At 36.3% G+C, this 15,518-nt stretch carries 12 protein-coding genes; 4 read left to right on the top strand and 8 right to left on the bottom strand.

Annotated features, from left to right (window positions below; all coding sequences use genetic code 11):
- Positions 1–60: 60 nt before the first annotated feature.
- Together EL101_RS09650 and EL101_RS09645 are read left to right on the top strand one after the other, a co-directional pair.
- Positions 61–1,185, top strand: a complete 1,125-nt coding sequence (locus EL101_RS09650) for an MFS transporter (RefSeq protein WP_096598235.1) — start codon at positions 61–63, stop codon at positions 1,183–1,185.
- Positions 1,178–1,615, top strand: a complete 438-nt coding sequence (locus EL101_RS09645) for a hypothetical protein (protein WP_096598233.1) — start codon at positions 1,178–1,180, stop codon at positions 1,613–1,615. Before EL101_RS09650 ends, EL101_RS09645 begins: the two co-directional genes overlap by 8 nt.
- Here EL101_RS09645 and EL101_RS13530 read toward each other — a convergent pair.
- The 7 genes from EL101_RS13530 to EL101_RS09615 form a co-directional block, all read right to left on the bottom strand.
- Positions 1,595–1,852, bottom strand: coding sequence for an ATP-binding protein (locus tag EL101_RS13530; protein ID WP_241971477.1), 258 nt, complete (start codon positions 1,850–1,852; stop codon positions 1,595–1,597). The two genes, EL101_RS09645 and EL101_RS13530, sit on opposite strands and share 21 nt — an antisense overlap.
- Before the next feature lie 38 nt (positions 1,853–1,890).
- Entirely contained in the window at positions 1,891–2,001 is a 111-nt protein-coding gene (locus EL101_RS13525) for a hypothetical protein (RefSeq protein WP_241971463.1), read from the bottom strand.
- Between the two features lie 31 nt (positions 2,002–2,032).
- On the bottom strand, positions 2,033–2,824 hold the full coding sequence (gene istA, locus EL101_RS09635; RefSeq protein ID WP_241971462.1) for an IS21 family transposase: 792 nt from the start codon (positions 2,822–2,824) through the stop codon (positions 2,033–2,035).
- A gap of 215 nt (positions 2,825–3,039) precedes the next feature.
- Positions 3,040–7,230: a glucosaminidase domain-containing protein gene (locus tag EL101_RS09630; protein ID WP_096596071.1), complete on the bottom strand. Its 4,191-nt coding sequence runs from the start codon at positions 7,228–7,230 to the stop codon at positions 3,040–3,042.
- 329 nt (positions 7,231–7,559) lie between these two features.
- Entirely contained in the window at positions 7,560–7,988 is a 429-nt protein-coding gene (locus tag EL101_RS09625; protein ID WP_019165629.1) for a GNAT family N-acetyltransferase, read from the bottom strand.
- A gap of 194 nt (positions 7,989–8,182) precedes the next feature.
- Entirely contained in the window at positions 8,183–8,653 is a 471-nt protein-coding gene (locus EL101_RS09620; protein ID WP_096596072.1) for a DUF2538 family protein, read from the bottom strand.
- 14 nt (positions 8,654–8,667) lie between these two features.
- On the bottom strand, positions 8,668–9,846 hold the full coding sequence (locus EL101_RS09615) for an LCP family protein (protein WP_096596073.1): 1,179 nt from the start codon (positions 9,844–9,846) through the stop codon (positions 8,668–8,670).
- A gap of 230 nt (positions 9,847–10,076) precedes the next feature.
- Between EL101_RS09615 and EL101_RS09610 the strand changes: the two genes are divergently transcribed.
- A complete protein-coding gene (locus tag EL101_RS09610) occupies positions 10,077–11,726 on the top strand; it encodes a phospho-sugar mutase (protein ID WP_164715583.1) in 1,650 nt (549 codons plus the stop codon).
- Between the two features lie 560 nt (positions 11,727–12,286).
- Here the strand turns inward: EL101_RS09610 and EL101_RS09605 are convergent.
- Positions 12,287–13,624 (bottom strand): SH3 domain-containing protein, encoded by a 1,338-nt coding sequence (locus EL101_RS09605; RefSeq protein ID WP_240622727.1) that lies wholly within the window; start codon positions 13,622–13,624, stop codon positions 12,287–12,289.
- A gap of 542 nt (positions 13,625–14,166) precedes the next feature.
- Here EL101_RS09605 and EL101_RS09600 point away from each other — a divergent pair.
- Positions 14,167–15,441 carry a nucleotide sugar dehydrogenase gene (locus tag EL101_RS09600; protein ID WP_096596211.1) on the top strand — a complete coding sequence of 425 codons (1,275 nt, stop codon included), beginning with the start codon at positions 14,167–14,169 and terminating at the stop codon, positions 15,439–15,441.
- Positions 15,442–15,518 lie beyond the last annotated feature (77 nt).

The following is a 15,518-nucleotide window of genomic DNA, read 5'->3' as shown; positions in this document are numbered from 1 at the left end:
GGATGGAGTGATAATTTATAACTCTAAAAGCACCTCACCGAGTGAGGTGCTTTTAATAAAATGTTAAAAATTATTGTATTCCGCCTTTTCAACTCATTTACACTTGCCTACACCTTTTTATTTTTAATCTATTTAAAAGATATTGATATTGATGTTTTTCATATTGGGATTTTATTTTCAGTTATTTATACCTCTAATATAGTCGCAGAAATTCCATTTGGTTATTTTGCTGATACAAAATCAAAAAAATTAAGTTATTACATTGGATCGCTTTTTACTATGTTTTCATTGGCCATATTGATCGCGTATAGAAGTTTTAATCTTTTAATAATAGGGTCAATATTGTACGGGATAGGTATGTCTGGAAAATCCGGTTCAGCTGAGGCTGTTCTTATTAACAGTTTAAATAAAGATGATCAAAAAGTTTACTTTGAAATAGGAAACACAATCAATTTATATTCAAATGCTTTCATGGCCATATTGATAGGATATCTATATAAGTTGAATATGGTGTCACCATTTTATATTTCTTACATAGCTGAGTTGCTCTTATTTACTTTTTTAATATTCATCAAAGAGACAAAAGTGACTGAAGATAAAGAACTAATAAAGCGTTCGGTATTTCGTGATACTAAGTTTTCTATATTAAAAAATTATGATGTATACGTATTTTTGTCTTTTATATATTTAGTGATACCGCAACTATCAGTTTACTTACCCGCTTATTTAAAAACGCATATTGAAGTTGAATATATTAGCATGCTTATATTTTTGTTTAATATCATTCCTATATTTGGCGCTAAGATATACAATAAAAAACTTAGAAATATTGAGAATAAATATGTGCTATATATGACGCTCATATATTTTACAGTGTTATTATTCATGATGAGTATTTCTAATTTCTATCTCTTTTTATTTCTATATGGCTTATCAAGAGTGGCTAATGGATGGATTTTTATGGTGATTTCAAAAATGATTAATTCTATTTCAACCGATGAGAATAGAGCGACGATGTTATCTATAAAGAGTACAGTAATGAGTTTAATGTTTGTTTTTTCAGACCCATTATTCGGATATATCATTTCAAGGCATAGTATAAAATTTAGTTATTTCATTTCTGGATTGATTATTCTAACAGGAATCATCATTTTTACATTTTCAAGGAGGGATAAGGATGTTTAAATTAAGTGATAAATATTTAATTAGAAGAGAATTTTTTGGTGGACTTGCTATTATCTTAGGTGGTGGCGAGTATGAGTTAGATGAATTAAGTACAGAAATACTTTTGTTTTTTGAGCATTCAAATGATATAAATCAATTAAAAATATTCTTGGAAAATGCTATGAATTTAGAACTTAGCTTAGAGGAAATTAAAAATCTATTAAAACAATTGGGAATATTTTTCGAAAGTACCACAACTATATACAAATTGTATGACATTGAGAAATATATTTCTCATATGAGTTTTGAAAGGAATTCAATAAATAAAACAAACTATTTATCCGCACCATTATCCTTATCTATTTATCCAAATATGAGATGTAACTTATCATGTGTCAATAGCGGTTTGAAAATGTCGTTTTTTGGCGGTTTAAGAATGACGTATGTTTAAACTTTTTTCACTTTTATAGTCTTTAAGTCGGTATGAATCGCCTGTAATTTTAAATATTTTTGAATGGTGAATAAGTCTATCAATAATGGCTGCTGACGCTATCTTGTTACTAAATGAGTCGCCCCAACTAGAAAAAGGGATATTCGTCGTTATAATCGTGGATTTCATTTCATATCTTAGTGACATCAATTGATAGAAGAGGTCTGCCTGTTCTTTTGAAATGGGTGTATAGCCTATCTCATCAATGATAAGCAGATCAATTCTGTTTAATTGTTTTAAAGTTTTATTGAATATTTCTTTTCTGATGTAGTTAAGAATTCAATTAATTCTTTAAAAGTATAGAATCGGGTTTTGATATTTTGTTTACAAGCTTCTACGCCTAGCAATATTGCTAGATGTGTCTTACCGACACCACTATTACATTGGATAGCAGTCAGTTGCTTGCGATATTTCGTTATGGTTCATTTCATGACAAAAGTGATTGACAAGACTGATAAGTTCAACAGCGTTATAAAATTCGTAATCGTAGGGCCTTAAACGTTGTTCCACAAATTTAGCTAAAGATTCCACAGAGCCCTTGGTTTGCGGCCTATAAGGCCTACACGCGATGGGTTCAAGGTTTGCATCTTTTCTATATTGTGTTCTAGGACAATCAACGACCGTTTTCATATTATCGAACCATATTTCCTTAGGAACACCTCCAGTGTACTCAAAAGATTCTTTCAAACATTGAAATAATGTATCTTGTTTTCTATCCCAAGTTAATGTGATATACTTCATTTTTGAATAGTGTAGAACGTAAAGAAAGATATTGAATTGATAACGTTTCCCAAATTTATCATGCATGATCATATCTTCTTTCCAGTCTACTTGAGCAGCTATACCGTGGTGTGTTTCTACCCGTATAGTTGCTTTTTTAATTTCCTTCCCTTTTTTATTCTTACAATATTCTCTTAGAATCGTATATTTGCCTTCATACCCTTTTTTAGTAATATATTTATAAATCGCCATAGCCGTACAACCTATCTCTAATTTTTCGTCTATGAGCGTTTTATAGGGTTCTAATTTTGATACTCTCTTTGTCGTTTTCCTTGTTTTTAATTTTTTCAACTCATTGCCTTTCCCAGCTTCATAATATTTTTTTACTGTCCTTGGATCGCAATGATATTGTCTAGCCAGCTCAGCGTAATTTGGTTTTATACCTTTCATAATGTAAAATGACACTCCTTCGTATATATCATGTCTCAATCAAACAACCTCCATTCAAAGATTGAGTTAAGACATGATTATATTATTTTAGAAAATAAAAATGCTGTTTTTGCTACATTTTATTTTCAAATGCTATCAACATAACTTAATTATAGAAGTTTTAATAAAAAAAGCTCTAATCACCGTGAAGATGACTAGAGCTGCTTTCGTTATATTTACTTCTTATACACATCGACGTCGAAGTATTTACCTGTTTCACCGATTTGATCATAGAAATATTTCATACGTTGTGCGTTCACATTTGCCCAATTAATATCAGTCGCATATTGATGTGTGGCAGGGTGTTCTGGATTCCAACGCATACGATACAATGTGTTTTGTCCTGAACCGATGTATTGATCACGGATGAATTTCGCGCCACCGATAATCGCTTTGCTGACCGTATTCCAACCATATCTTTCAGCAGTTTTAAAGCCATTGCGTAAAGCGTCTGTATCGATTGCCCCGATACCGAACATGTTGTAATACTTCGGTTTACCTGTTGTTACGACTTTATTATTTTTATCTACGTGACCGCCATTCGCAAGTTGAGAAGTCCCGTTACCTGTTTCTAAAAATGCGTGAGACATTAAGTAAACCTCATTAATGTTATGCTTTTGTGCGGCTTCTTTAAACGCGGCACCTTGACCTTCTAAAATGCCTTTACCTCTTAACAATTTATTGAGTTCTTCCGCGCCGAGACCTTGGTATTGATCAAGTTTTAAAAATTGATACATGAGTGTCGGATCTTTTTCAAGTGCTGCGGTATTCATTGCTTTTTCAGTTTCTGAACGATTCGCATTGACCCACTTACCAGCTACACGTTGAACTTGAGGCGGGTAAGTCAACGCCATTTGTTTATCGAGTGCTGCTTTCAATGTGCTACTGACTGCAGTGTGTTGAATGAATGATGAGCGTACGTCAGCTGCTTTAATCCATCCTTTCGTACCATTTTGGAATGCGCCATAGTACCAAGTAATACCATTCAGTAAAGATGATTTTTCGACTTTAAAAAGTTGTTGATAAAAGCCTTTTAAAGCACCAGCCGATTTCGAATCTCCAACTTTAGTGTAATAATAACCGTTTTTGTTCGTAATCACGTAATCTTCTACTTTTTTCAAAGTTGTGATTGCGGCCCCTTTAACAGCGCTGTTCGATGCGGTTTTAATGTTTGCGACTTTTGCCGCTACAGCTGTTAAGTCTTTTTGATTAATCCAACCCAATTTTTGATTCACTGTACCGAATAAGAATGTATCATTACCGACTTTAACTGATTTTGAAGCTGTAAATAAACGACTTGCTCCATTTTTTAATGTATCGACACGTTGTTTCGTTGTACCCCAAGGCATAGCGTAGAGGCCAGATGTTTTACTATTGACTGTGTAATTACCTTTAATAGCTGTTTCTGCACCTAAGCTACGTGTTGTGACATCTTTTGCATAAAACCAACCGAGTGGCGTGCCTCCTGTATTGTTTTGCAGTAATACATAGTCTTCGTTATTGGCAGAAGCTGTTTTTGTAATTTTATAAGTTTGACCTGCCCATCTCGCTGCACTTTTTGCTGTTTTGTCATAAATAGAAGCCTTGATACCGCTATTTTTCGTGTTCAGTTGACCGATTTGAGAAACTGCTTTTGTGACGCTACTTGCTGCTGCTTTTTGTACTGTTAATGCTGTTGAATTAATCCAACCCGATAATTTACCAACTGTACCGTACAAGTAGGTTGCTTTACCTACAGTTTGGGATAGTGTTGTTTTGAATGTTTGTGTTGCAGCACCTGTCACTGTACCGGCAACCTGTTTACTTGTACCCCATGGCACTTGATACAATTTCGCGCCTGATTTAATCGTATAATTTTGCCTCACTTTAGAAGGGGCTTTACTTGTTTGATATTCGACATCAGCTTGTTTAGCCCAACCGACATATGTTCCTGTGGCATAGTCTGTTACTAAGTAGAATGATTGCCCATTTAGACTTGCTTTTTTCGTTACTTTTAAGGTTTGGTTTGTGGCTGAAGTGCTTTTACCAGTTTTATCATATACTGTTACATATAAGCCACTATTTTTATCTTTAATGCGACCGAGACCTGTGTCAGTTGTTACTTTTAATGCGGTATTCGTTGATGGTTTTTGGTCGTTTGCTGCAACACTGCTCGCATTAATCCAACCCGATAATTTACCAACAGTACCGTACAAGTAGGTTGCTTTACCTACAGTTTGTGATAGTGTTGTTTTGAATGTTTGTGTTGCAGCACCTGTCACTGTACCGGCAACTTGTTTACTTGTACCCCAAGGCACTTGATACAATTTCGCGCCTGATTTAATCGTATAATTTTTGCTCACTTTAGAAGGGGCTTTACTTGTTTGATATTCGACATCAGCTTGTTTAGCCCAACCGACATATGTTCCTGTGGCATAGTCTGTTACTAAGTAGAATGATTGCCCATTTAGACTTGCTTTTTTCGTTACTTTTAAGGTTTGATTTGTGGCTGAAGTGCTTTTACCAGTTTTATCATATACTGTTACATATAAGCCACTATTTTTATCTTTAATGCGACCGAGACCTGTGTCAGTTGTTACTTTTAATGCGGTATTCGTTGATGGTTTTGATGGTTTTGAAGACGAGTTAGCAGGTGAAGCATAACCCATTTTCACTTGGTATTTTTCATTGATTAAATCATATAACTCATCATACGAATAACCATGTTGTTTTAAATACCCATGTGGATCGGTATGGTCTGTACCACCTAAAAATCTAGAAACAGCATCATGTGTCCAAACTGTACCACGACCATCATATTCAGCACTATCCGGTACAAGGCCATAATATTGTAAGTTTGTTGCTGCGTAATCCGCCATATTGTTCATTTGACGTGCAAAATCTTCTTTCGAATGAACGTGAACAAGCTCGATATGAATAAAACGTTCATTGGCAATGGCACCAGCACCCCATGCTAAATAATCTGTCGGTTGTGTTTCAATAATACGTTGACCATTAATAAAACCGTGCACGAATGCATTCTGATAATTTCGTTTCATGTAGCTGATTTCGCCATCAATGGTAGAGCGGTCATTTGCTGTATCATGCACGATGATGCCTTCAGGTTTACCGACTCCATTACGATAACCGTATTTAGGGAAGTAACTTGAATAATCTTCTTCGTATACCGGCACTTTATAGTTTTGCTTACGAATATAGTCATTGATAGACGATTTCACTTTAGGTTGATATGCACTCGGTTTACTAGCGACAGCTGAACGGAATGCGGTTTGACCAGTCGATTGGAGTGAAAGTGAAGCAGGGGGACCGCCTTTACCGCCAACGCGTGGAGGTGTTGGACCGTCCGGATTCGCATTGATGTCTTTGTCAGTTGCTGTTTGTGCACTGTAAGTTGTTGCCTTCTTGTCTGTTGTCGTTTTCGCCTGTGTATCAGCTTGACGTGTTGCTGAAGCAGGTGCTTCTGTTTTCGCTGTTGTAGCATCCGTTTTTGTTTCGTTTGTCAATAATGCGCGTTTTGTGACTTTGTCAGTATTGTCTTGATTCGTCGCTGCTGACTGTGTTGTATTTTGAGTTGCTGTTGCTTTACTGTCAACTTGCGCTGTGTCTTTTGTGTCAACTTGAGGTGTTTTATTTTGAGCTGTTTCCGTCGTTGCCTTCGCTTCAGGTTGTACAGCTGCTTGAGGTTGTGTAGCATATACATCTTCTGTTGTCGCAACAGCCTCTTTGTTATTTACATTTGTTGACGTATTTGCTTGCGTCGCTTCAGTTTGTGCTGTTGTTGAATCGCTTACATTTGTTGCTGAAGGTTGTTGCGCAGGCGTGTCCGATGCTTGATATGTATCTGGTGACACAGTTGCGTCTTCATGTGTATCGATTTCACTTGAACGATAAGGATATTTTGTCGCATCTTCAGTAGCGTTTTGTGTACGGTTACTAGCCATTTCATCTGAATTGGCTTGGGCGTTTAATGTGCCTTCATCTATAGAAGCTGTTGCAGGTGATGCACTTTCATCTGTACTTTTTGATGCAGTATGATTTGTTGATGTCGCTTCATCAGTTGTAGCAGGTTGTTGTGCGTCTTGTTGTCCTTCTTCTACGGGCGTTTCAGTTTGTGCTGCTGTATCGACTTGAGCCGTATCAATTTGTGAAGGATCCTTGTATTCTTTTGAACCTGCAAGTGTTGTGCCTTGTGGCGTTTGTTTCGCATCATCAGCTTGTTTTAAAGCGTATTGATCATCAAGTACATTCGTAGGTGTTTTTTCAGGTGCAACTTGTTCAGCGGCATTGGCTTGGTGCCCAGAAAATGCAGTTCCAGCCAAAGTAAGTGCAACGATTGTAGGTGTTTTATAACCAAATTTTTTGACCATTTTATTGCTCCTTTTAGATAAAATAATAAAGTTGATTATTCACATTATAGAGTTATTGGGAGGCGATTTGTGTATTTTAACTGGATTGTAATTTAATTTTAATAATCGTCCTCCGTATTTATATTTTTACGTTGTTTTTAATTAGGAGAATTTGTTAAAGTTAACATTTAATAATTTAAAAGTGAATATTTTGGAAGAAAGAAAAGTTAGAGAATTAATGTTTACGGAGATGAATTGATTGAATCACAATATTAAATGATCGAATTGAAATCGCCTAAGTTAGGACATATCTCAATTCGAACCATTAATATGAATGGAGTAGGAAAAGTCTATGATGTGAGGTGCTTTTCCATATGATAGTGAGGGATTCCTGCATCTAAAAATTCTTCGCCATACGTATGATAGCCTAAAGATTCATAAAATGGGATCGCATGTGTTTGGGCACCTAATTTGAAATGACGGTGGCCTTGTTCATATGCGACTTGTTCAAGATATTGCATGAGTTGTTTGCCAATACCTAAGCCACGAGCACTTTGCAACACGGCGACACGTTCAACTTTAGCACTGCCATCTACATGACGAAAACGCGCTGTTGCGATAGGCTGTTGGTCATCGTTGTAGGCAATGACATATTGTGCGGTATGTTCATGTTCATCAATTTCTTCTTCTCGAGAAACACCTTGTTCATCGATAAATACTGTTTCACGAACGAAGAGAACGTCTTGATATTCTTGTTCCGTTTCGACTGTTTTAATCATAGGGCGCATTCCTTTCATAAGAGAGTGAGTTTAATGTTTATCATAATCGATTGAGCTGTAGAATAAAAGTGTTTTTCAAATTGAAATGACGGCGCGACAGATGATACGCGTTGAAGACTTGTTGTAATGAGATAAAAAAGTACCCGACATCGTAAAAATGACGGATACTTATGATTAATTCGTATTTGACGGTGTTACATCGCTTGTTGGCGTACGAGGGCAGTATATTGCCAGAAAAGGCGCATTTGTACGAGATTCCAGTTGTTCATGCCCATTGTATAGCCAGAAGGTTTGAAAATATTCACGTCTGTCACTTCTAATGCCGCAGCGACAAGATATTGAATCGGCACGCTTAAGTTTTGCATTGCGGGTGTTAAGCCATTCTCATCATAAACCCAAGAAAACGGTAGCGGCGATTCAAAGACATCAATCGCATCAAAAATTTCAGGAAGCGCGACGATATAACATGCGGCATTGATGACAGGGTTCGTTTCACTTTCCTGATAATAAAGCAATAGCGCTTCATAATTTTCACGATGTGTATGATTCACATAGAACAACTCTTGGCGAAAATGCGCCATGTCTTTACTGTGAATGATTTGTTGCTCGAGCATATTAAAAATGCCATTGATATGTCTAATTTTATCTTGTGTATGACGTGCCATGTGTGAACCTCCTATTAGTAGTATGAACCATCAGGATTTTGGCTTTGCTCCGGTACGCCTTGTTCCTGATTATTCGTTGCGCCACTGGTGTTATCAGCTGCTTCACCTGTATTATTTTGATCATTTTTCTCATCGTTCGGGATTAACTTTTTAACGTCCTGTAACAATGATTCTTCTAAATATGTGAGCGGTGGGATATCACCATAGTATGCTTTCACACGCTCCACTAAAAATTGATTTCTGTCTTTAATAGGTGCTAAACCTAAGTCTTTACGTAAAGTGTTAGACGTTTCAATTAAATTATCAACGTCAGGATTAATGTAATAAATACCATTCAGTAATTCATTTTCACCTTTAAGTTGTTGCGATTGAATGTCTACATCATTTGCTAAGTAGTTTGTCGCGAGTGCCTTGATTTCTAAGTAACTTAAGTTGTGTTTTGAATTTTTTCCTACAATTTCAATGATATCATCTAATTTGTGTAAAGATTTAGTCTCTTGGGCTTTTTTGAACAATATTTTTAATACTTCCATTTGTCGTTGCCCACGTTTTAAATCAGAGTCTTGCTTACGTGTACGTGTCACAGCAAGCACTTCATCACCGTTAAGCTGTTGCTTTCCTTTTTTAAGTTTGATACGACCTTTGTCCTTTGTGTTCGGTTCGTTCAGATCGTATGGGACATCATATTCAATACCACCAAGTTCGTCTACAGTTTTGGCAAAAGCTTCCATATTAATACGCACATAGTAATCAACTGGGACATTTAAATTCGCTTCTACCGTACGCATTGAAGCTTCTGGTCCACCGTATGCATGCGCGTGCGTAATCTTATCATAATAACCGACCTCTGGAATGTAACTTAGCGTGTCACGAGGGATACTGAGCAAACGTATTTGATGTTTGTCAGGATTCATGGTTGATAAGATCATTGCGTCGGTACGCGCATTTTCAGGGTTTTGCCCGTTTTTTCTTCTTGTACTGCTATCATCTATACCTAGAAATAAAATAGAGATAGGTTGTTTGGCAGCATTGACTTTTGAATCTCTTAATTGGGATTGACGCTCATCCGATTGTGAGAATGAGTCGTCAAAAGCATTCTTTGATGAGTTAAAAAGAATGAATGCGAAAATTGTAGGAACAATGATAAGCATGAAAGCTAATAAATTGAGTAAAAATTTGAATCCTTTATTCATAGTGAATTGCTCCTAACAGGTATTTTACATATGATTATATATTGTAATGAAGTGCTGATGACTTTTCAATCATTTCATACATTTTCATCTATTTTGTAGAGGTTAGTCGAATTCTATGTTGGAAGCGTGTCGTTCATGTATAATGAAGTTATTATTATGAATGAGGGATATCAATCACATTGGCGTCCCGTTAATTTTAATCAATGAATCATATGAGGATGGTGGATGTTTTGAAAGCACAATGGATGTCAAAACTAGATGAAAGTTTAGTACGCGAATTTTATGAAGGACAAACCGAAGAAGAACGACAAGCAGGCTTTGAAGATGTACTTACATTTGGGACTGCAGGAATTCGAAGTACTTTTGGCATTGGACCTGGACGTTTAAATAAATTTACAGTTCGTAAAGTTGCGCTTGGTCTAGCACAATATTTAAACGCGAAACAATCAGATGCGACGGTGGTCATTCATTTTGATACACGCTTTTTATCTGAAGATTTTGGACGTGAAATTGCACGTGTGTTAGCGACTGAAGGTGTCAAAGTAGTACTGGCTGACAGTTATAAATCAACGCCGGAGCTGTCTTTTGCGGTACGTCATTTACAAGCGACAGCAGGTGTGATGATTACAGCAAGCCATAACCCAAGCAATTACAATGGCATTAAAATTTATGGTCCAGATGGTGGTCAATTGTTGCCAGCTGCTTCAGAAGATTTAAGCCAATATATTAATGCGATTGAATCACCATTAGACATTACGGCAAATGATTTCGAAGCTTTACGTGATGCCGGCATGATTTTACCATTAGCGGATGAAGTCACTGAAGCGTATAAAGCGGGCGTTAAAGCATTAGTAGGTCCAATTGAATCACAAGGCGAAAAAGTCGTACTAACAAGTCTTCACGGCACAAGCCTACCATTAGGTGCGACATTATTAACGGAGCTTGGCTTTGAAGATTTTGTCATTGAAACAACACAATCACAACCAGACGGACGTTTCCCGACAGTTAAAAGTGCGAATCCAGAAGAAGCAGCGGCATTTGAGTATGGCATACGCCTTGCTGAACAAGAAGACGCATCATTAATCATTGCGACTGACCCAGATGCTGACCGTTTCGGCTTTGTTGAAAGATATGAAGATGGGACAACACGTTATTTCAATGGTAACGAAATCGGCTTAATTTTGATGAAATTGCGCTATCAAGAACTCCAACCGACTGGTGATGCATTTTATATTATCAAATCGATTGTGACAGGTGCTTTAAGTGAAGCATTTGCGAAAGCTTTAAATATCGAAGTGGTCAACGTTTTAACAGGCTTTAAATATATTTCTGAACAACTGCAACAACGCGAAACAGATGACGCACAACTCGTTTTAGCATTTGAAGAAAGTCACGGTTACCTTGCGAAAGATTTATCACGCGACAAAGATGCCATTCAGTTTATTCCGTTATTAGTGAAATATAAGCAAATGTTAACGCAAAATGGTTTAACGTTTAAAGAAGTGTTAGAGGATATTTATGCACAAATTGGTCGTTATGATGATCTGACACTTTCACCGACGTACGCGGGTCAACAAGGCAGACAGAAAATTGATCAGCTTATGACGCACTTTAGAAATGATACGAGCGATACGTTACTTGGTTTAAACATTGTGACGAAAGAGGATTATTTAGCACAACAAACGACGCATTTGGCAGATGGTACGACGACTGTGATTGATTTACCACAGGCTGATGTGATTCGTTATACATTTGAAGAGGGCTTTATTGCTTTGAGACCGTCTGGTACGGAGCCGAAGATTAAAGTGTACTTCTCGTTGAATGTGGATGATTTTGAAGGTCTAGTTGAGGCATTTAAGTCGACGTATTTAAGTGAGTAAAAGCGACATTCGTACATGAGTTAATAGTACAGTTTATTTAATTGCTACCTATGGTCTCGCGTTCTTCCCGAGGGACTTGCCTCGACTAAATTTGGCTTAATTAAAGTGTACACTTTAATTAAGCTAAATTGGATTTTCGGGAGCAGTACAGAAATCTCATGTGTCTCAAAGATTTCGTCGTACTGCCCCCGCAAGGCTGACTAGACTTCTCAAAAGCATCAGCATTGAGAAGTCAGACAGCTACTGCGTTAAACAGTAACTACTATTAGAGTAAAGAAGTAACTGTTAGTAATATGCACGTATCCCTCGGGAGTCCGACCGGGTAGCAATATATAAAAAGCGACATTTCTCTTAATGTGAGGGGTGTTGCTTTTTTACGTGGCATGGTTATTTAAACGCTTATGCATCAAAATGATTTGTTTCAACTGAACTTTAACTTAGTCTCATACCTATCTTGAAATTGACCAGTGTGAAAGATAGCTCAACGGTATTTTTCATTTTTTACCGCTACTTACACTTCACTTGTTGACGAGGAAAAGTGGTGACAATTTTTGAACGGCCTAATCAAATTTTCCAAATGGTTGTGTTTTTGGCTTGAATCCGTATTTGCCATCACTATAACCGACTTGTGCATAATACCTTTTGCCATTTTTTTCAAAACCAAGCCATACGTAACCATCATGAATATATTTGTAGTCGTAGATTAAATGTTGATCCTTCTTCAATGTAGTGAACTGTTTTTCATCATTGTTCGGTTGCTTGTATATTGCCACACCTTTATCTTTAGTGACTTTAAATCTGCCATTTTCGTAACGCATGGTGATACCTAATTTTGTTTTCTGCCATTTGCTTGTGATTGCATTACTATTATAAAGAACGTCTGAATAGCTTGGTTCAGCAAAGTTCACTTTAGTAAAAGCACCGAACGGCTCGCTATCGATTTTGTAGCCTCTGTTCCCATCACTGTAACCGGTTTGAATATAATAACGTTGATGATTTTTCATAAAACTGACCCATACGTAGCCATCGTTTACATATTTATAATCATAATTGAGTGTTGTAGCAGCCTTCAAATTCGTGGTCACTTTCCCGTTAATGCTAGGCGTACTGTACACTGTTAATCCATTGTTTCTCGCTACAGTATATTGTCCGTTTTCATGTCTATAGGTCATGCCACTTTTCGTTTTCATCCAACCACTGACAACGGCATTTGAATTTAAAGGTGTATCGGAATAGGAAGATGGTGGTGGCTGATTTTTATTTGAAAAGTGAGGCCTGATAAAATAAGCGACACCTTTATATTGATGTTTCACTAACGCCCCCACGCCGCCAAATGATAAGTTACCTTTCGTATTCTGTTCTAAAGTCGTAAAGTGTTTAGAAGAGGCTTCTTTCACAATACCAATGTGACCATAATGTCCATTCCATGCTTTTGGAGACCAAACGACAATGTCCCCAGTCTTTGGTACAAAACCAGATTTTTTTGAATACACTTTTGCATAGTTGCCCAAGTCGTTATTCTTCGCTTGATAGGCATTGCCGTTTAAGCGGACATTGCCATTGGATAATTGATACATATAATCCACAATTAAGTCCATGCATTGATAACCGTAATCACCATCAAAATCGATACCAACTCCGATATGTTGTTGTATATATTGTGTTGCATTTTTTTGTGACCAATTAAGTTTATACGTCGTTTCAGCATAAGCGCTTTGATTGTTAAATACGTTTATTAAATTGAAAGCTGCAACGATTTTTTTGTGTTTTAATAAGAAGTTTTTAAAATAGTCATCTTCAACGTTGTAAGCATTTGCAAAAGTAAATCCTCCTAAAATCAGAAATGTCGTCATACTTACTTTTACATTACGTTTGAATGCTTTTGAGCGACGTTTCATCCACTTTCCTCCTTGAGCATGTCATCATTCTAATCTATTTATATCAAACGACTATTAAAATCAAATTATAAAACATTAAAATTTTATAATTATTTCATTAATGTACCACTGTTTATGTTAAAAACTTTTTTATTTCATTCGACTCGAAAATGTATTAAACCTCTTTGTATTCAACGAGTGAAAGAGAGTAGTTACAACAATTCACTCATTTCAAAGTAATAAAAATATCAATGCATCTCTAATCATCCTCAATATCAATACACGCTAAAAAAGGTAAATTAGAACGACATTTTTTAAATATAAAATTTACATTTCAGTCTCTTTTTAGCACGTTTTGTAAACTTAATGCAAAGATTGTTTATTTAATGTTTATCTGATTATAAAATATAGTAAAATAATAGATTATTTTCTGTTTTTAATTGAAATAACAGTTCATATACTTAAAAATTGACATAGAAATCTTATTTAACTAAGAGAGGTCATTTGAACTGAGTTAATAAATGAAAGCTCCAAAAATTTCTATGGAAGAAAGGTGTATGAAAGTGAAACTCACAACTGTAGGATTAGGTTACATTGGTTTACCGACGTCAATTATGTTTGCCAAGCATGGTGTAGACGTTATAGGTGTAGATATTAAAGAAGAAGCTGTTAATAGTTTAAACAACGGGCAAATTCACATCGAAGAACCAGGTTTACAAGAAGCCTACGAGGAAGTTTTAGCGACAGGAAAATTCAAAGCGTCACAAACCCCAGCTGAGGCAGATGCATTTATTATTGCAGTGCCCACACCAAATAATGATGATCAATACGAATCTTGTGATATTTCCATCGTCATGAGTGCAACTAAAAGCATTATCCCATATTTAAAAAAGGGGAATACTGTCATTGTTGAATCGACTATTGCACCGAGAACGATGGATGACCATGTGAAACCATTATTAGAAGAACATGGGTTTACGATTGGTGAAGACTTATATCTCGTCCATTGCCCAGAACGTGTGTTACCTGGAAAGATTTTAGAGGAGCTTGTGTACAACAATCGTATTATCGGTGGCGTGACGCCTGCTTGTATCGAAGCGGGTAAACGTGTCTACAGTACATTTGTGAAAGGTGAAATGATTGAAACGGATGCGCGTACAGCTGAAATGAGTAAATTAATGGAAAATACGTATCGTGATTTAAATATTGCTTTAGCGAATGAGTTAGCTAAAATCAGTGACCACTTAAATATTAATGTGTTAGACGTGATTGAAATGGCAAATAAACATCCGCGTGTGAATATCCATTTGCCAGGCCCAGGTGTCGGGGGACATTGTTTAGCTGTAGACCCGTATTTCATTATTGCGAAGGATCCTGAAAATTCTCCATTGATACAAACAGGGCGTCAAATTAATCGTTCCATGCCAGCATATGTCGTGGAAAAAACGAAAAAGATTTTGCGTGAATTAAATGGGAATAAAATTGCAGTATTTGGCTTAACATACAAAGGCGATGTGGATGATATTCGTGAATCACCTGCTTTCGATATTTATGAATTGCTTTGTCAAGAATCGCATCTTGATGTTGTGACATATGATCCGCACGTCAAACTTGATTTTGTAGAGAAAGATATTCAAAAGGCAGTTGCGGATGCTTCTCTCGTTTTAATTTTAAGTGACCATTCTGAATTTAAACAATTGACGGACAACGATTTTGTAAATATGAAAGATAAAGTTATTTTTGATACTAAAAATGTCATTCAAAGCCAATTCGAGACAGTTCAATACTATAACTATGGTAATTTATACGAATTTGATAATCAAAAGCAATTAATTTAATTTGAAGAATAAGTGAGTTTGTATGAGAAGTCATTCTAAAACCATCTTGATAGAGGATGATTGCGTTTTTGATTGAA

The organism is Staphylococcus delphini (genome assembly GCF_900636325.1).
GTDB classification, from domain to species: domain Bacteria; phylum Bacillota; class Bacilli; order Staphylococcales; family Staphylococcaceae; genus Staphylococcus; species Staphylococcus delphini.
This window is presented reverse-complemented; position numbering and strand designations above follow the sequence as displayed.